We start from the raw sequence: 16,347 nt of genomic DNA on the forward strand, positions 1-16,347 counted from the left end.
AGAGTTGTGTGTGGCGAAAACATTCCAGTGATGTGGAGGCCCGCAGGGTGGCAGGGCCGGTTAACAAACATGTGGGGCGAATAATCGAACGCAGTTCGATGGAGAGTCCGAATCCCCAAAAGCAAAAACCCGCCTTTTGGGCGGGTTCTCTGAATAAGTGGTGCCCGGACTCGGACTAACGCCGTCAGGCGTTGAACAGCGCGCTTGTCGCGCTGGCCCCGAAGGGGTGAGCCGCTTGCGGCGAATAATCGAACGCAGTTCGCTGGAGAGTCCGTATCCCCAAAAGCAAAAACCCGCCTTTTGGGCGGGTTCTCTGAATAAGTGGTGCCCGGACTCGGAATCGAACCAAGGACACGGGGATTTTCAATCCCCTGCTCTACCGACTGAGCTATCCGGGCAACGGGGCGCATTAAACCTTAATCGTCTTAAGGCGTCAACTTTATTTCCTTCAATTCTATCCAGTTGCTCAACTTTACGGCAATCTGAACAATTGCACGGCACAAATCGACCCTTGCACAAATCTTCCAGACTTTTACCTTTAGGAGATGAATGCTAATTTCCGGTGGAATTTTGGAGGTGATATGGCGAAAGACTGGCTGGAACTGCGGCAACACGCGGATACGGGAATTGAAACCATCCGTGCTCATTTTGAAGGGCACGCTTACGATCCGCACTGGCACGACAGCTACCTGGTGGGCATTACGCTTTCCGGTACGCAGCAGTTTCACTGCCGACGGGAGCGTCACCGCAGCACGCCGGGCGATGCTTTTTTGCTTGAGCCGGGCGAGATCCACGATGGCGACGCCCCGGTAGAAGGCGGGTTTACCTATCTGACCTTTTACCTTGATGACCGCTGGCTCAGCGACACGTTACGCGGCCTGTATGAATCAGTACCGTCCAGCTATTCACTGCATTTTTCCCACACTATCGCCAGGGAACCGCAACTGATTCGCGCGATTGCGCACACCTTTTACGCGCTGCACAGCGAAGAGATGCGCATTGTCCAGCAAAGCGCCATGGATGGGCTGCTCAGCCAACTTACGCACCATTGCCAGTGGCGCAAACGGCTGCCGTCGCAATTGCAAAGCACAGCCATTGCACACCGTGCGCGTGATTATCTGCATGCGCACATTGGCGATAACGTTGGCCTTTCGGATCTGGCGCGGGAAACGGGAACCGACCGTTTTACACTGACACGCTGTTTTAAACGCGAGTTCCACTTAAGCCCGCACGCCTGGCTTATCCAGTTACGGCTTGCCACTGCGCGTTCGCAGCTGGCGAAAGGGGAGACGCCAGCAGGCGTTGCTGCCGCGCTGGGGTTTGCCGATCAAAGCCATCTTGGTCGCTGGTTTCAGCGCGCGTACCGCCTCTCGCCAGCGCACTACCGCAGGCTGTGCACAAATCTTCCAGACGACGACGGCAAATAACGCGACAGTTTAAGGCTCATTGATAAGGAGCCTGCCTGTGAACCTGTTTTATAGCTATCTGCCGTTTTTACTCTTCGCCTTTGTGGCGTCAATTACCCCCGGCCCAACCAACATTTTGATTCTGACCAGCAGCCAGCGCTTCGGTATCAAAGCGACATTGCCTGCGGTGGTGAGCGCCTGCGTGGCGGCCAGCATGATTGTATTTGTTTCCGGCGTGGGAGCGGGCGAAGTGTTGCGCAGTTACCCGCTGGTGCGCGAGATGATGAGCTGGGCGGGCGCGTTGTGGTTAAGCTGGCTGAGCTGGCAATTGTTTAGCGCACCTGCCGCAGATTTGCAGAGCGAAGCGCAGCGACCCTTTAGCGGCCGTGCAGCGGCGCTGTTGCAACTGATTAACCCAAAAACCTGGATGATGGCGTTGGCAGTGGTCAGCCTGTTTGCTCCGCACGGTGCGCATCCACTGCGCGAAGTGTCACTGATGTCGCTGTGGTTTTTGCTGATCTCATTGCTGTGCCTGAGCGCATGGACGCTGCTCGGCAAGGCGGTCAACCGGCTGTTTCGCACCACCACATCGCTGCTCTGGTTTCAGCGAGTGATGGCATTGTGCCTGTTGCTTTCCGCCTGGGCGGGTTTTTTGGAGGCTTAAGTCAGCGCGCCGCCCTGGCGGCAGCGGGCAAAACGCAAAATATCTTCCGCCAGCCGTTGCGCGGTATCGACATCGGCCTGGCTGCGGTTAACCAGCATCCGGCTCAGGCAACCCTCCAGCACCAGTTCCATCTGCTTCGCCACCATCGCCGGATCGTCCACTTCTAACTGCGTCAGCAACTGATGCGAGAAGTCATGTGCGTCGCGCTTTTGCTGGTCCGCCAGTTGGTGAATCGGATGCGCAGGATCCGGGAAGAAGGCGCAGGCGGCAATAAACAAGCAACCCGGATAGCGGTTATTGCTGACGCACTCGGTTAGCGCGCCGTAGCGAGCCAGCAGTTTTTGCTCATTGCTGAGCGTTTCGTCTAACAGCAGTTGCCTGCGCCAGATATCCACCTGCTGGCTGAGATAACGCAGCGCGTCATACAGCAGCGCCTCTTTGTCTGGCCAGAAACGGCGGAACTCATCGATGGGATAGTCGATGCGCTCGGCAACCATTTCAAGAGTGGTGTCCGCAATCCCTCTTAATTCAAGTAATTGCAAAGTTTGACTCAAAACGTCTTCGCGTTGCACGGTGATATCCTCCGTTATCTGAAGCTCATTCCCCCACAAAGTGTTGTTTATGGGGCGCGATTGCGCAAATGCGCGGCGAACGCAGCGGCGTCCATAAACCCGGTCACCCGGGCTGCCGGTTGCTCATGGCCTTGCGCGTCGAAAAACAGAATCGTTGGCAGACCCAGCGCATTGAGATGGCGCAACAGCGCGGCATCCTGCGCATTGTTGGCCGTTACGTTGGCCTGCAATAACACGGTATCTTTCAGCGCCGCCTGTACGCTCGCGTCGCTAAAGGTGTACTTCTCAAACTCTTTACACGCCACGCACCAGTCGGCGTAGAGATCCAGCATCACCGGACGACCGTTGGCCTGCGCCAGTACCTGGTTCAGGTCGTCGACGGTTGAAATAGGGGTAAACGCCAGCGGCGAATGCGTCTGCGCGGTGGGGGCACCAAACGCCCAATCCTGTAACGGACGCGCGCAGACCAGCGCCGCGCCGAGCAGCGCGATTTGCAGCACGCGGATAAATGCGCGTTTCGCACCCAGGCTGGTGATAAATGCCCAGCCGAAAAACGCCACGCCGAGCAGCGACCACAGTCGCAGCCCCCACGCTTCACCGAGCACGCGCTCCAGCAGAAAGACCGGCAAGGCGAGGATCACAAAGCCAAAAGCGGTTTTGACCTGCTCCATCCACGGCCCGCTTTTTGGTAGCAGACGATTGCCAAACACAGTCACGAGGATCAGCGGCAAGCCCATGCCCAGCGCGTAAAGATAGAGCGTGCCGCCGCCGAGCCACAGGTTACCGCTTTGCGCAATATAGAGCAGGATCGCGCTTAATGGCGCAGTGGTGCAGGGCGAACAAATCAACCCGGCTATTGCACCCATGGCAAATACCCCGCCCACGGAGCCGCCCTGCTGGCGGTTGCTCCACAGGGTTAAACGGGTTTGCAGCGCAGAAGGAAGCTGTAAGTTAAACAGGCCGAACATCGACAGCGCCAGCAGGGTGAACAGCACCGACAAGCCAATCAGCACATACGGATGTTGTAGCGCCGCCTGGAATGATAAGCCCGCCGCCGCGACTACCAACCCCAGCGCCGTATAGGTGAGCGCCATCCCTTGCACGTAGATAAACGCCAGCAGCAGCGCGCGCGGTGTGGCAAGACGCTGTTTCCCGCCAAGCACAATGCCGGAAATCAGCGGGTACATTGGCAGCACACAAGGCGTAAACGCGATGCCGATGCCGATCAACAGTGCCCACAGGGCAGAGAAGGGGAGCTGGTTTTCCGTCGTTTCCTGCGTTGCGGCTGGTGGCGCATTTACCGGTGTAGCCGCCGCCGCGACTTCCATCAGCGGCACCACTTTGGTCTCAGGCGGGTAACAGAACCCGGCATCGGCGCAGCCCTGATAGGTGACGGTCAGCGTCGCGCCTTTTGCCGCCGCGTTGATATCGAGCGGCAGGTTCAGGCGCTTGCGGTAGATTTCCGTTTTGCCGTAGAACTCATCTTCGTGCATCTCCCCTTTTGGCAGCGTTAACGCGCCAAGGGTTGCTTGCGTCGGGGTGACGCGAATTTGCTGGCGATAAAGGTAGTAACCTTCTTTAACTTGCCAGTTGAGCGTTAAATCATGCTGATGTTGCTGAAAATCAAAGGTAAACGCCTGGTCGGCGGGCACAAAACTGGAGCGACCGGGCGCGTCGAATAAGCCCGCAAAAGCGGATGTGCTGCACAGCAGCAGGATCAGCGTAAAGATGCGTTGAGCCATGAGAGGTAATCGTAATCTCCGTGGGTGACGGGTAAAGCCAGTAATTCCGGGGTTTGGTAAGGATGGTGCGATTTGATGCTCGCGAAGAGGTCTTCGAGATGTGCGACGTCGGTTTTAAGCAGCAGTTGCACCTCATACTCTTGTTCGAGTTTGCCTTCCCAGTAATAGAGCGAGGTCGCGCCCGGCAAAAGGGTGACACAGGCAGCGAGCTTTTCTGCCAGCACTTTGGCCGCCAAATCCTGGGCGGTGGCTTCATCCGGGGCGGTGCAGAGTACAACAACGGCGTCAGGCGTGTTCATCGTCAACCTCGTAAGCGCGAAAGCAACGACTATACCACGCGAAGTGAGAGGATCGGGCCGCCGGGCGACCCGATTTTAAGACCTTTACAACAAGATACCGCCGAAGACAAAGCCCAGCATGACGCACAGGGCAATGGCGATCACGCCGGGAACGAGGAACGCATGGTTAAAAACAAATTTGCCGATGCGCGTTGAACCGGTGTCATCCATTTCGACCGCCGCCAGCAGGGTTGGGTAGGTTGGCAGCACAAACAGCGCGGAAACGGCGGCAAACGACGCAATTGCCGTCAGTGGGGTGACGCCGAGCAGCAGCGCGGCGGGCATCAGCGCTTTGGTGGTCGCGGCTTGTGAATAAAGCAGCGTTGCGGCGAAGAACAGCACCACCGCCAGCAGCCACGGGTAGCTATGCAGCAGATCGCCCGCGACTATCTGGATATCTTCAATATGGTGTTTCACGAAGGTGTCGCCGAGCCACGCCACGCCGAGCACACAGATACAGGCGCTCATGCCGGATTTGAAGGTGCTGGCGTTAAGGATCTCGCCGGTGTCGATTTTACAGGTCAGGCAAATCAGCGTGGCGATAGTCAGCATAAACACCACAATCGCTTCGTTACGCGGCAGTACCGGATTGGTGATTAACCCAACGGTAGGGCTGATAGCGGTGGCGTAAAGCATTACGGCGACAATGCCAACCAGGAACAGCAGCACCGAGCGTTTGGCATGCGGCTTCATCGCAAAAACCTGGCTGCCGCGCAGCTTCACTTCACCTTTTGCCAGGCGCTCCTGGTACACCGGATCATCTTTCAGCTCGCAGCCGAGGAAGTTACAGACTACCGCCGTCAACATGACGGCAATCAGCGTCACCGGAATACAGATAGCCAGCAGCGTCAGGTAGCTGACGCCAAGCGGTTCGAGGATGCCTGCAAAAAAGACCACCGCAGCAGAAATGGGCGACGCGGTGATGGCGATTTGCGACGCGACCACGGCAATCGACAGTGGGCGCGACGGGCGAATGCCTTGCTCTTTCGCCACTTCTGTAATGACTGGCAGCGTGGAAAACGCGGTGTGTCCGGTGCCGGCGAGTATGGTCATAAACCAGGTGACCAGCGGCGCGAGAAAGGTGATGTACTTCGGATGGCGGCGCAGCATTTTTTCCGCCAGGCTCACCAGATAATCCATCCCGCCCGCTACCTGCATGGCGGCGATAGCGGCGATGACCGCCATAATAATTTCTATGACATCGAAGGGAATCGCCCCGGGTTTGATTTGAAAGAAAAGGGTCAGAACCAGTACACCAAGGCCACCGGCAAAACCAATGCCGATGCCGCCTAATCTGGCACCCAGGTAGATAGCAATCAGGACGAGGACAAGCTCTGCAGCAAACATAGTTGGCTTCCTTGTTTAACTAAGTGATATCGAATTGTTATATTTTGGTAACCATCCAAAAGAAAAAGGCACGTCACTCAGGACGTGCCTTTTGTCTTTCTAACCGTCGGAATTACTGTTCGCTTTCATCGGTATAACGCTTCGCTTTATAAGCCGGGTGCATCAGGTTTTGCGCAGAGAAGATGTCATCCAGCTCCGTTTCCGTCAGCAGGCCGCGTTCCAGCACCACTTCACGCACGCTCTTACCGGTTTCGGCGCAAATCTTGCCAACGATGTCACCGTTGTGGTGGCCGATAAACGGATTGAGGTAGGTGACGATGCCGATGGAGTTGTAGACGTAGCCTTCGCATACTTCTTTGTTGGCGGTAATGCCGTTGATGCATTTTTCCAGCAGGTTGTAGCAGGCGTTGGTCAGAATATGTACCGACTCAAACATCGCCTGGCCAATCACCGGCTCCATCACGTTCAACTGCAGCTGACCCGCTTCGGATGCCATGGTGACGGTGGTGTCGTTGCCGATCACTTTAAAGCACACCTGGTTCACTACTTCCGGCACCACCGGGTTCACTTTCGCTGGCATGATGGACGAACCCGCCTGCAACTCCGGCAAGTTGATCTCATTCAGCCCGGCGCGCGGCCCGGAGGAGAGCAGGCGCAGGTCGTTACAGATTTTAGAGAGTTTCACTGCCAGGCGTTTCAGTGAGCTGTGCACCATTACATAGGCACCGCAGTCGGAGGTCGCTTCAATCAGGTCTTCCGCCGGAACCACCGGCAGGTTGCTCACTTCCGCCAGTTTTTGTACGGCCAGTTGCTGGTAGCCGTCCGGGGTATTGAGACGCGTACCGATTGCCGTTGCGCCAAGGTTCACTTCCAGCAGCAGCTCGGCGGTACGCAGCAGGTTTTTGGTTTCTTCATTCAGCAGCACGTTGAAAGCGTGGAACTCCTGACCAAGGGTCATTGGCACCGCGTCCTGCAACTGGGTGCGGCCCATTTTCAGGATATCCTTGAACTCTACGGCTTTGTTTTCGAAGCCTTCGCCGAGCTGTTTGATGGCATCAACCAGTTTTACGATGGAGGCGTACACCGCGATACGGAACCCGGTCGGGTAGGCGTCGTTGGTGGACTGGCATTTGTTAACATGATCGTTGGGGTTGAGGAACTGGTATTCACCTTTTTGGTGGCCCATCAGTTCAAGACCGATGTTCGCCAGCACTTCGTTGGTGTTCATGTTCACGGAGGTGCCTGCACCGCCCTGATAAACGTCTACCGGGAACTGGTCCATGCATTTGCCATTGTTGAGGACCTCATCACATGCGGCAACGATAGTGTTGGCGATATTTTTCGGGATGGTTTGCAGCTCTTTGTTCGCCAGTGCTGCCGCCTTTTTCACCATCACCATGCCACGGACAAACTCAGGAATGTCGCTGATTTTGCTGTTGCTGATATAAAAGTTTTCAATCGCTCTCAGAGTATGCACGCCGTAGTAGGCATCCGCTGGCACTTCCCTGGTACCTAACAAGTCTTCTTCGATACGAATGTTGTTTAACATGTGAACCTTCTTTTTCAAGCTACGAATGAATACACCAAACACACAATATTAATGTGGTTATGTGTCTTTTTCGACCGACGATTATCCCCTTAATCGGCCGGATGACTGAAATTATATGCTGAAGGAGAGGAAATGCCGTAATCGGGATCACTTATTATCCCCGTCAATGCATCATAATTAATAATATGTGAAATAAGTCACCGCTTCGTAACAGACAAAAATTTACAACCGCCGCGAAATTGAATTTTCCGCATTTGCCACCATTTGGTAGGGATGCGATTTGCAAACCCATTTCGACAGACGCTCTGAAGCGTCTGTTCATTGACAGGAGAAGCCAGTGCGCTGGATACCGTTTATTGCCGTCTTTTTATATGTTTACATCGAGATCTCGATCTTTATTCAAGTCGCGCATGTTTTTGGCGTGCTGATGACACTGATTTTGGTGATCTTCACCTCGGTGATTGGCATGTCGCTGGTGCGTAACCAGGGATTTAAGAACTTTTTGCTGATGCAGCAGAAAATGGCGGCGGGCGAAAGCCCGGCTGCGGAGATGATCAAAAGCGTGTCGCTGATTATCGCCGGGCTGCTGTTGGTGCTACCGGGTTTCTTTACCGACTTCCTTGGTCTGTTGTTACTGTTGCCACCGGTGCAAAAACATCTGACGCTGAAATTGATGCCGCATTTACGTTTTTCCCGCATGCCGGGCGGCGGGCCTGGTGCAGGCGGTACTGACGGGCAGACATTTGAGGGTGAATATCAACGCAAAGATAATCAGCGCGATCGCCTGGATAACAAAGACGATCGCTAATTTCTGACGCCCGGCAATGCCGGGCTTCTTTTTATAGCTGGGTGGAATGAAGTGAGGTTGTGCGGCGCTTTGGCAGCAGCAACCACAATGCGAACAGCATGAAAATCGCGTAAAGACTCTTCCAGCCGGGGATCACCAACAGCAGCAAACATAGTGCACTTCCGAGTACTGCCAGCGCTTTAAATCGCCCCTTCAGCAAGCGGCAGCCCGCCAGCATGCACAGCAGATAAATCATGATGAAAATACCGTTCGCGTAGATGATCAGCGTATCAAGATTAACGCTGAAGGCGTAAATCGCGAGGGTGCAGAATATGCAGCAGATAATCACTGCGTTCAGGGCATTCAAGGGCAGTTGGCGTTTGGAGAGCTTTGCCAGCGCGCTCTCCGGTTTGTATGCTGCCTGCGACCACACCAGCCGGGCAAAACTCTGGATATAGATGTTCAGACTGGCGAAACAGGCCAGATAGCCAATAATGCAGGCAATCCACAGAGCTTGTTTACCAAACAGCTCGACGACAATCACCGGCAACGACGTCGCTGCGCCCTGAGTGCGCCAGACATCGAAATGCAGCACCACAACAGTACAGGCCCAGTAAACTGAGCCCGCGATCAACAGACCAATCATCAACGCGCGGGGGAAATCCCGCTCGGGGTTTTTGAATTCAGAGGCCAGATGGGCAAAGGCTTCAAGCCCGACGAAACACCAGAACATCACCGCCAGCGAAGCTGACATTGCCGAAACGGGCACCTGCGAAATCGGCGGAAAGGGAATATCGCTCAAGCGAATGCCGCCGCGCCACCAGATAGCCACAATTAATGCCACGATCAGCCCGGCGATAATCGATTGCAGATTCGCGCTGGAACCTGCGCCGCGCGTACCCAGCAACCAAATCAGCGCCAGCGTACCCAGCTCAGCCATCAATAATTGTGGCCCCTGCCAGCCAAACATGCCTTGCCAGAAACCAGCGGCAATGTGCAGCGCGGCGGGCAATCCAACTGGGATAACAGAGAGAAACAACCAGCCCGTTACGCGTTCAAGACGCGGGCCGAAGGCCATACCGACGAAATACGCCACGCCGCCCGCGCTGGGAAAGTGACGGCCCAGCACGGCAAAGACAATGGCTACCGGGAACACGAGCACGATCAGTAACGGCCATGCCCACAGGCTGCTGTTACCCGCCGCCAGTGCGGCCAGCGCCGGAACGGCGAACACGCCGGTACCCAGTAAGGAGGTGGAAAGTAACCCAATGCCCTGGGCTAGCCCCAGCTCTTGTTTTAATCCGCTCATTGTCTTTTGTCTGCTTATCGTCAGGAGCGTCGATGTTATCACAATCAGTTTTACTGATGGCTGCTGCAGCCCTGCCGGCAATGCTGGCTTATGGACGGATAAATTTTCGCAAATTTTTTTTGCTGTTCCCCCTTGAAGGGGGAGAAAGCCAACCCCATCTCTCAGGTCACCAGCCGGACAACCGTTTGTGGCCCGGCGTCATCCATAACTGATAAAGACTTTCTCAAAGGAGAGCTATCAATGAGTATTCGTCCGTTACATGATCGTGTGATCGTCAAACGTAAAGAAGTTGAGTCTAAATCTGCTGGCGGTATCGTTCTGACCGGTTCTGCGGCAGGTAAATCAACTCGTGGCGAAATCATCGCTGTCGGTAAGGGCCGCATCCTGGAAAACGGTACTGTGCAACCGCTGGACGTGAAAGTGGGTGATATCGTGATTTTCAACGATGGTTACGGTGTAAAAGCTGAGAAGATCGACAACGAAGAAGTGCTGATCATGTCCGAAAGCGACATTCTGGCAATTGTAGAAGCGTAACAGCGCGCGCGAACCTGAACGAATTTAAGGAATAAAGAAAATGGCAGCTAAAGACGTAAAATTCGGTAATGACGCTCGTGTAAAAATGCTGCGCGGCGTGAATGTTCTGGCAGATGCAGTGAAAGTTACCCTCGGTCCGAAAGGCCGTAATGTGGTTCTGGATAAATCTTTCGGTGCACCGACCATCACCAAAGATGGCGTTTCCGTAGCACGTGAAATCGAACTGGAAGATAAGTTCGAAAACATGGGCGCGCAGATGGTGAAAGAAGTGGCTTCCAAAGCGAACGACGCTGCGGGCGACGGCACCACCACTGCAACCGTACTGGCGCAGTCCATCATCACTGAAGGCCTGAAAGCTGTTGCTGCGGGCATGAACCCGATGGATCTGAAACGTGGTATCGACAAAGCTGTCGCTGCTGCGGTTGAAGAGCTGAAATCCCTGTCTGTACCGTGCTCTGACTCTAAAGCCATTGCACAGGTTGGTACTATCTCCGCTAACTCCGACGAAACCGTAGGTAAACTGATCGCAGAAGCGATGGACAAAGTCGGTAAAGAAGGCGTGATCACCGTTGAAGACGGTACTGGTCTGCAGGACGAACTGGACGTGGTTGAAGGTATGCAGTTTGACCGCGGTTACCTCTCTCCATACTTCATCAACAAGCCGGAAACTGGCGCAGTAGAACTGGAAAGCCCGTTCATCCTGCTGGCTGATAAGAAAATCTCCAATATCCGCGAAATGCTGCCGGTTCTGGAAGCCGTTGCGAAAGCAGGCAAACCGCTGCTGATCATCGCTGAAGATGTTGAAGGCGAAGCGCTGGCGACCTTGGTTGTGAATACCATGCGCGGTATCGTGAAAGTGGCTGCGGTTAAAGCGCCTGGCTTCGGCGACCGCCGTAAAGCTATGTTGCAGGACATCGCAACCCTGACCGGTGGTACCGTGATTTCTGAAGAAATCGGTATGGAACTGGAAAAAGCGACCCTGGAAGATCTGGGCCAGGCTAAACGCGTTGTGATCAACAAAGACACCACCACCATCATCGACGGCGTGGGCGAAGAAGCGGCAATTCAGGGTCGTGTGACTCAGATTCGTCAGCAGATCGAAGAAGCGACTTCCGATTACGACCGTGAAAAACTGCAAGAACGCGTAGCGAAACTGGCTGGCGGCGTTGCGGTTATCAAAGTTGGTGCGGCGACCGAAGTTGAAATGAAAGAGAAAAAAGCCCGCGTTGAAGATGCGCTGCACGCAACCCGTGCTGCCGTTGAAGAAGGCGTGGTTGCCGGTGGTGGCGTGGCGCTGATTCGCGTAGCCAGCAAACTGGCTGAGCTGAAAGGCCAGAACGAAGACCAGAACGTGGGTATCAAAGTCGCGCTGCGCGCAATGGAATCTCCGTTGCGTCAGATCGTGCTGAACTGCGGTGAAGAGCCGTCTGTTGTGGCGAATACCGTTAAAGCTGGCGACGGCAACTACGGTTACAACGCTGCTACCGAAGAGTACGGCAACATGATCGACATGGGTATCCTGGATCCGACTAAAGTGACCCGTTCTGCTCTGCAGTACGCGGCATCCGTAGCCGGTCTGATGATCACCACCGAGTGCATGGTTACCGATCTGCCGAAAGGCGACGCGCCGGACTTAGGTGCTGCTGGTGGCATGGGCGGCATGGGCGGTATGGGCGGCATGATGTAATCGCTGCCGAACGCGCGTTCAGGGCAACCTGGCGTGAGTTCAACGAAAAAGAGCGGGCTTCGGCACGCTCTTTTTTTATTGTTAACTGAACACCACGTGCTGCGGACGCGCTCATCATCAGATCATGGTTCAGCCGTATTGTTTTTGGATTTTAACGAGCTGGACAGGCACCTTTTAAGGCCGTTGGTACCCTTTTTCGTGGCGTAATCGCTGCCGCTTTCAGTGAGGTTGGATTTTTACACTTCGCGCCAGCCCTTTTTTCACTATTTTCCCCAATTTGTGCGGCCTGAGATGGCGGCATTTTTCTTTTGGTCATCTTTTTAGTATAAGGTTTACACACGGGCGACATGCGTCCAGCTCATTGATTATGGGGAATAACATGTACGTAAAACATTTAGCAGGGATTATTGGCGCCTCGCTGTTGCTGGCAGGGTGTAGCAGCAGCAATGAATTGACCACCGGCGGGCAGAGCGTTCGCTTCGTCGAGGAGAAACCCGCAGCATCCTGCCAATATCTCGGCACCGCCACGGGTTCGCAGAGCAACTGGCTCTCTGGCCAACATGGTGAGGAAGGTGGTTCGTTACGCGGCGCGGCGAATGCGTTGCGTAACCAGGCGGCAGCAATGGGGGGTAACGTGTTGTACAGCGTCTCCAGCCCAACACAAGGCTTCTTATCCAGCCTCGTGCCGACTGCCAGTGAAATGAATGCGCAAGTGTATAAATGCCCGAATTGATAAGTTTACTGCCCCGCCAGTAATGGCGGGCGCGTCACTGCTGCAACATTACCTCTCTTTAATTCTCATTGAGTTAGTATTACTTTTTTATTATGCGTAAGCGTGAATATAATTCCTCTGCTAATTAATCGTTACTAACGACCTGAATATTAAGATTTCTTAATATTTATCTAATGTGATTATATTCACAGGTTTGGATATATTCTTTACCCAAAAATGCATTCGTGACTAAAGTAATATTACGAACTGCCGATACTGACCTCAGGAGAAAAACGAGGGACTGTGTAATCTAACAATATATTTTATGCATGATGGTGTCGGGAGTTAATAATGAATATTACAAAGAGATTGTTACTTGCTTTCTCGTTACTGATCTTAAGCCTCATCGGCACTAATGTTATCGCTATAATTTCTCTGTCTAAAATTGGTGAGTCACAAAATTACTTTCAGGAAAATATCTTACCTAGCCTCGATGCAATGAATAAAGAGACAATGCAGATCTTAAAGATTCGCGGGCAGCTCTTTTTACATGGTTTGACGGATGATCCCGCTGGGATGGCAGAAATAAAACAGAATGCAACAAAATTGTATGACGATCTCTACGCCATGCACCAGGGTTACCTTAAAGATCTCATCTCTGACCAACATGATCAGGATTTATCAAATAAAACTTTAAGTGATTTAGATAAGTTCCGTCCGGTGATGGATCAGTATTTTAAAATATCTGAAAGTAATGACCGTGCTGCCATTATTAAGTCTATGCAGAAAGGTGGGTTTGTTGCCGATAATATTGCGCTGTTAATTAATGATTTCTCTGAGCAAGTGACCTACAACTCATCATTAGTTACTAAGGCTGTTCAAGACAGCGAGAATTTAATTTCCCGGGCAATGATTCTTTCGCTGACGGCGACGATCGCCGCAACCCTCATTCTGGGTTTGTTCGGACTGTTCACCGTGCTTAATATCAAACGTCGCCTGAATGGCATGAAAGACGGCATGGTGAATATTAGTGAAAAACTGGATCTCAGTCATGCGTTACCGACAGGGCGTATGGACGAAATCGGTCATGCGGTAACAGCATTTAATAACCTGGTTGAGCGAGTTGCTGAATCGCTGACCATGGTACGTGCCGCTTCCGGTTCGGTGAACACGGCTGCCAATGAGATAGCGCTGGGCAACAATGAACTCTCTGCTCGCACCGAGCAACAATCGGCAGCCGTGGTTGAAACCGCCGCCAGTATGGAAGAACTAAGCTCCACGGTAAAACAGAACGCAGAGAACGCGCATCAGGCCAGCCAGCTTGCCCTTACCGCCTCTGACACCGCTTCTCAAGGGGGAACCGTCGTTGGGACTGCCATCAGCCGCATGAAAGATATTATTGACAGTTCCAAACGTATTTCGGAAATTACGTCGGTCATCAACGGCATCGCTTTTCAGACCAACATTCTGGCGCTCAACGCGGCCGTTGAAGCGGCAAGAGCCGGGGATCAAGGGCGAGGTTTCGCCGTGGTGGCCGGTGAAGTGCGCTCATTAGCCCAGCGCAGTGCTCAGGCGGCAAAAGAAATTGAGTCGCTTATCAGTGAGTCCGTGACGTTTGTCGAAGAGGGTTCGCGGCAGGTAGACCTGGCGGGCGAAACCATGAGCGGCATTGTGAACTCGGTGCTGCAGGTGAAAGATTTGATGCAGGAAATCGCCGCTGCCTCTGACGAACAAAACCGTGGCATTTCGCAGATTGCCCAGGCGATGTCCGAGATGGATACCACCACCCAGCAGAACGCCGCGTTAGTTCAGGAATCGTCTGCGGCGGCCGGTAGCCTCGAAGATCAAGCCACCAAACTGCAACAGCTGGTTGATGTCTTCCGTTTGCCGGGCCAACAACCGGCTGCCGTGAAGTCTTCCGTGCTGCCAGTGAGACAGCCGCGCCCGGCAGTGGCTGGCGGTGGGGATGATGGATGGGAAACCTTTTAAGTTTTTGCGACGAGCCGTTTTAGGCTCGTCCGCTTCGCGGCTACGTTCGCTCTCATCACGTAGCCGTTTTTTTTTAGCTTTGACGAAGCTGCAGATCCAGCGGCGTTTTACTGGGTTCGCCACCAATCTCACGGGCCAGTTTCGGCACCATATAACCCGACACTAATGTCAGCAGCTCGCGCATAATCGTGCGAGCCTCTTCATCACTGACCATAAAGTGCGCCGCACCCTGTACTTTATCCAGCACATGCAGGTAATAAGGCATTACGCCCGCATCGAACAATGCATTACTTAAATCCGCCAGCGTTTGCGCATTATCATTCACGCCGCGCAGCAGCACACTCTGGTTCAGCAGCGTTACATTGGCCTGACGCAGTTGCGCCATTGCATGGCGAAAATCATCACCGATTTCCTGCGCGTGGTTGATGTGGTTTACCAGCAAAATTTGCAGCGATGAGCGAGCAAAACGCGCGCTTAGCGTATCGGTGATCCGCGCCGGAATCACAATCGGCAGACGGCTATGAATGCGCAGGCGCTTGATATGCGGGATAGCTTCCAGTTGGGCAAGCAGCCAGTCCAGCTCATGATCTTTTGCCATTAGCGGATCGCCGCCGGAAAAAATGATCTCATCCAGTTCCGAATGCACCGCAATATAGTCCAGTGCGCCTTGCCAGTTGCGTTTGTTGCCCTGGTTATCGGCATAAGGAAAGTGGCGACGGAAGCAATAACGACAATTCACCGCACAGCCGCCTTTAACCAGCAGCAGCGCACGATTGCGATATTTGTGCAGCAAACCAGGTACAACACTGCTCTGTTCTTCCAGCGGATCGGTGCTGAAACCCGGCGCGGCGATGAACTCTTCTTGCGAGGTAAGTACCTGACGCAAAAGCGGATCATGAGGGTTTCCCGGCTGCATGCGTGCTGCGAATGCACGAGGAACACGCAGCGGAAACAGGCGCTTTGCCGCACCGCCAGCGATTAAATTTTCATCAGTGTCTATCTTTAGAAGACGTAACAGTTCATCCGGATCGGTGATTACATCGGCAAGTTGTATTAACCAATCTTCTCTGGATGGGGTTTTTAGGGTTACAATATGCGCCATTTTGTGGCTTAGCTACCAGTTAACAATTTCAGAGGGCCTTATGGCGACTTACTATAGCAACGATTTTCGTGCCGGTCTTAAAATCATGATGGACGGCGAACCTTATGCGGTTGAAGCCAGCGAATTCGTTAAACCAGGCAAAGGCCAGGCTTTCGCACGCGTTAAACTGCGTCGTCTGCTGACCGGTACGCGTGTAGAGAAAACCTTCAAATCTACTGATTCCGCAGAAGGCGCGGACGTTGTCGATATGAACTTGACTTACCTGTACAACGACGGTGAGTTCTGGCACTTCATGAACAACGAAACTTTCGAACAGCTCTCTGCTGACGCGAAAGCCATTGGTGACAGCGAAAAATGGTTGCTGGACCAGGCTGAGTGCATCGTGACGCTGTGGAACGGCCAGCCTATCTCTGTTACTCCGCCGAACTTCGTTGAACTGGAAATTATTGAAACCGATCCAGGTCTGAAAGGTGACACCGCAGGTACCGGCGGCAAACCGGCTACCCTGAGCACGGGCGCAGTGGTTAAAGTTCCGCTGTTTGTGCAGATTGGTGAAGTGATTAAAGTAGATACTCGCTCTGGCGAATATGTATCTCGCGTGAAATAATC

At 53.6% G+C, this 16,347-nt stretch carries 16 protein-coding genes and 1 tRNA gene; 9 read left to right on the forward strand and 8 right to left on the reverse strand.

Annotation, left to right across the window (positions count from 1 at the left end; translation table 11 throughout):
- Positions 1-322 precede the first annotated feature (322 nt).
- Positions 323-398 (reverse strand) — tRNA-Phe (locus E0L21_RS04525).
- Between the two features lie 183 nt (positions 399-581).
- Between E0L21_RS04525 and E0L21_RS04530 the strand changes: the two genes are divergently transcribed.
- Positions 582-1,427 carry an AraC family transcriptional regulator gene (locus E0L21_RS04530; protein WP_131407159.1) on the forward strand — a complete coding sequence of 282 codons (846 nt, stop codon included), beginning with the start codon at positions 582-584 and terminating at the stop codon, positions 1,425-1,427.
- 37 nt (positions 1,428-1,464) lie between these two features.
- On the forward strand, positions 1,465-2,070 hold the full coding sequence (locus E0L21_RS04535) for a LysE family translocator (RefSeq protein WP_131407161.1): 606 nt from the start codon (positions 1,465-1,467) through the stop codon (positions 2,068-2,070).
- Here the strand turns inward: E0L21_RS04535 and E0L21_RS04540 are convergent.
- From E0L21_RS04540 to aspA, 5 genes are all read right to left on the reverse strand, one after another.
- Positions 2,067-2,642: a transcriptional regulator gene (locus E0L21_RS04540; protein WP_131407163.1), complete on the reverse strand. Its 576-nt coding sequence runs from the start codon at positions 2,640-2,642 to the stop codon at positions 2,067-2,069. The genes E0L21_RS04535 and E0L21_RS04540 overlap by 4 nt on opposite strands.
- A 47-nt stretch (positions 2,643-2,689) precedes the next feature.
- Positions 2,690-4,384, reverse strand: coding sequence for a protein-disulfide reductase DsbD (locus E0L21_RS04545; protein ID WP_131407165.1), 1,695 nt, complete (start codon positions 4,382-4,384; stop codon positions 2,690-2,692).
- Entirely contained in the window at positions 4,360-4,683 is a 324-nt protein-coding gene (cutA, locus tag E0L21_RS04550) for a divalent cation tolerance protein CutA (RefSeq protein WP_131407167.1), read from the reverse strand. The genes E0L21_RS04545 and cutA overlap by 25 nt, the downstream gene beginning before the upstream one ends.
- 84 nt (positions 4,684-4,767) lie before the next feature.
- Entirely contained in the window at positions 4,768-6,069 is a 1,302-nt protein-coding gene (locus E0L21_RS04555; RefSeq protein ID WP_131407169.1) for an anaerobic C4-dicarboxylate transporter, read from the reverse strand.
- Positions 6,070-6,181: 112 nt separating this feature from the next.
- Entirely contained in the window at positions 6,182-7,618 is a 1,437-nt protein-coding gene (gene aspA, locus E0L21_RS04560) for an aspartate ammonia-lyase (protein WP_131407171.1), read from the reverse strand.
- A gap of 337 nt (positions 7,619-7,955) precedes the next feature.
- Between aspA and E0L21_RS04565 the strand changes: the two genes are divergently transcribed.
- Positions 7,956-8,426, forward strand: coding sequence for an FxsA family protein (locus tag E0L21_RS04565; RefSeq protein ID WP_131407173.1), 471 nt, complete (start codon positions 7,956-7,958; stop codon positions 8,424-8,426).
- A gap of 31 nt (positions 8,427-8,457) precedes the next feature.
- Here the strand turns inward: E0L21_RS04565 and yjeH are convergent, their stop codons facing one another.
- Positions 8,458-9,714: an L-methionine/branched-chain amino acid transporter gene (gene yjeH / locus E0L21_RS04570; protein ID WP_131407175.1), complete on the reverse strand. Its 1,257-nt coding sequence runs from the start codon at positions 9,712-9,714 to the stop codon at positions 8,458-8,460.
- Between the two features lie 32 nt (positions 9,715-9,746).
- Here yjeH and E0L21_RS04575 point away from each other — a divergent pair, with 32 nt between their 5' ends.
- From E0L21_RS04575 to E0L21_RS04595, 5 genes are all read left to right on the forward strand, one after another.
- Positions 9,747-9,926, forward strand: coding sequence for a hypothetical protein (locus E0L21_RS04575; RefSeq protein WP_131407177.1), 180 nt, complete (start codon positions 9,747-9,749; stop codon positions 9,924-9,926).
- Between the two features lie 28 nt (positions 9,927-9,954).
- Positions 9,955-10,248: a co-chaperone GroES gene (locus E0L21_RS04580; RefSeq protein ID WP_007372708.1), complete on the forward strand. Its 294-nt coding sequence runs from the start codon at positions 9,955-9,957 to the stop codon at positions 10,246-10,248.
- Between the two features lie 40 nt (positions 10,249-10,288).
- Positions 10,289-11,935, forward strand: a complete 1,647-nt coding sequence (gene groL, locus E0L21_RS04585) for a chaperonin GroEL (protein WP_131407179.1) — start codon at positions 10,289-10,291, stop codon at positions 11,933-11,935.
- 379 nt (positions 11,936-12,314) lie between these two features.
- A complete protein-coding gene (locus E0L21_RS04590) occupies positions 12,315-12,668 on the forward strand; it encodes a DUF4156 domain-containing protein (RefSeq protein WP_131407181.1) in 354 nt (117 codons plus the stop codon).
- A gap of 330 nt (positions 12,669-12,998) precedes the next feature.
- The gene (locus E0L21_RS04595; RefSeq protein ID WP_131407183.1) at positions 12,999-14,636 is read left to right on the forward strand and encodes a methyl-accepting chemotaxis protein; all 1,638 of its coding nucleotides are present in this window, start codon (positions 12,999-13,001) and stop codon (positions 14,634-14,636) included.
- 73 nt (positions 14,637-14,709) lie between these two features.
- Here E0L21_RS04595 and epmB read toward each other — a convergent pair whose 3' ends face one another.
- The gene (gene epmB, locus E0L21_RS04600; protein WP_131407185.1) at positions 14,710-15,738 is read right to left on the reverse strand and encodes an EF-P beta-lysylation protein EpmB; all 1,029 of its coding nucleotides are present in this window, start codon (positions 15,736-15,738) and stop codon (positions 14,710-14,712) included.
- Positions 15,739-15,778: 40 nt separating this feature from the next.
- Here epmB and efp point away from each other — a divergent pair, with 40 nt between their 5' ends.
- The gene (efp, locus tag E0L21_RS04605) at positions 15,779-16,345 is read left to right on the forward strand and encodes an elongation factor P (RefSeq protein ID WP_131407187.1); all 567 of its coding nucleotides are present in this window, start codon (positions 15,779-15,781) and stop codon (positions 16,343-16,345) included.
- Positions 16,346-16,347: the final 2 nt, after the last annotated feature.

The organism is Kosakonia quasisacchari, assembly GCF_004331415.1.
GTDB lineage: Bacteria > Pseudomonadota > Gammaproteobacteria > Enterobacterales > Enterobacteriaceae > Kosakonia > Kosakonia quasisacchari.

Bases quoted from the DNA above. Each gene is read 5' to 3' on its own strand.
- aspA (WP_131407171.1), bottom strand. From the start codon at position 7,618: ATGTTAAACAACATTCGTATCGAAGAAGACTTGTTAGGTACCAGGGAA.
- cutA (WP_131407167.1), bottom strand. From the start codon at position 4,683: ATGAACACGCCTGACGCCGTTGTTGTACTCTGCACCGCCCCGGATGAA.
- groL (WP_131407179.1), top strand. From the start codon at position 10,289: ATGGCAGCTAAAGACGTAAAATTCGGTAATGACGCTCGTGTAAAAATG.
- epmB (WP_131407185.1), bottom strand. From the start codon at position 15,738: ATGGCGCATATTGTAACCCTAAAAACCCCATCCAGAGAAGATTGGTTA.
- E0L21_RS04575 (WP_131407177.1), top strand. From the start codon at position 9,747: ATGTTATCACAATCAGTTTTACTGATGGCTGCTGCAGCCCTGCCGGCA.
- E0L21_RS04555 (WP_131407169.1), bottom strand. From the start codon at position 6,069: ATGTTTGCTGCAGAGCTTGTCCTCGTCCTGATTGCTATCTACCTGGGT.
- E0L21_RS04595 (WP_131407183.1), top strand. From the start codon at position 12,999: ATGAATATTACAAAGAGATTGTTACTTGCTTTCTCGTTACTGATCTTA.
- yjeH (WP_131407175.1), bottom strand. From the start codon at position 9,714: ATGAGCGGATTAAAACAAGAGCTGGGGCTAGCCCAGGGCATTGGGTTA.
- E0L21_RS04545 (WP_131407165.1), bottom strand. From the start codon at position 4,384: ATGGCTCAACGCATCTTTACGCTGATCCTGCTGCTGTGCAGCACATCC.
- E0L21_RS04580 (WP_007372708.1), top strand. From the start codon at position 9,955: ATGAGTATTCGTCCGTTACATGATCGTGTGATCGTCAAACGTAAAGAA.
- E0L21_RS04530 (WP_131407159.1), top strand. From the start codon at position 582: ATGGCGAAAGACTGGCTGGAACTGCGGCAACACGCGGATACGGGAATT.
- efp (WP_131407187.1), top strand. From the start codon at position 15,779: ATGGCGACTTACTATAGCAACGATTTTCGTGCCGGTCTTAAAATCATG.
- E0L21_RS04590 (WP_131407181.1), top strand. From the start codon at position 12,315: ATGTACGTAAAACATTTAGCAGGGATTATTGGCGCCTCGCTGTTGCTG.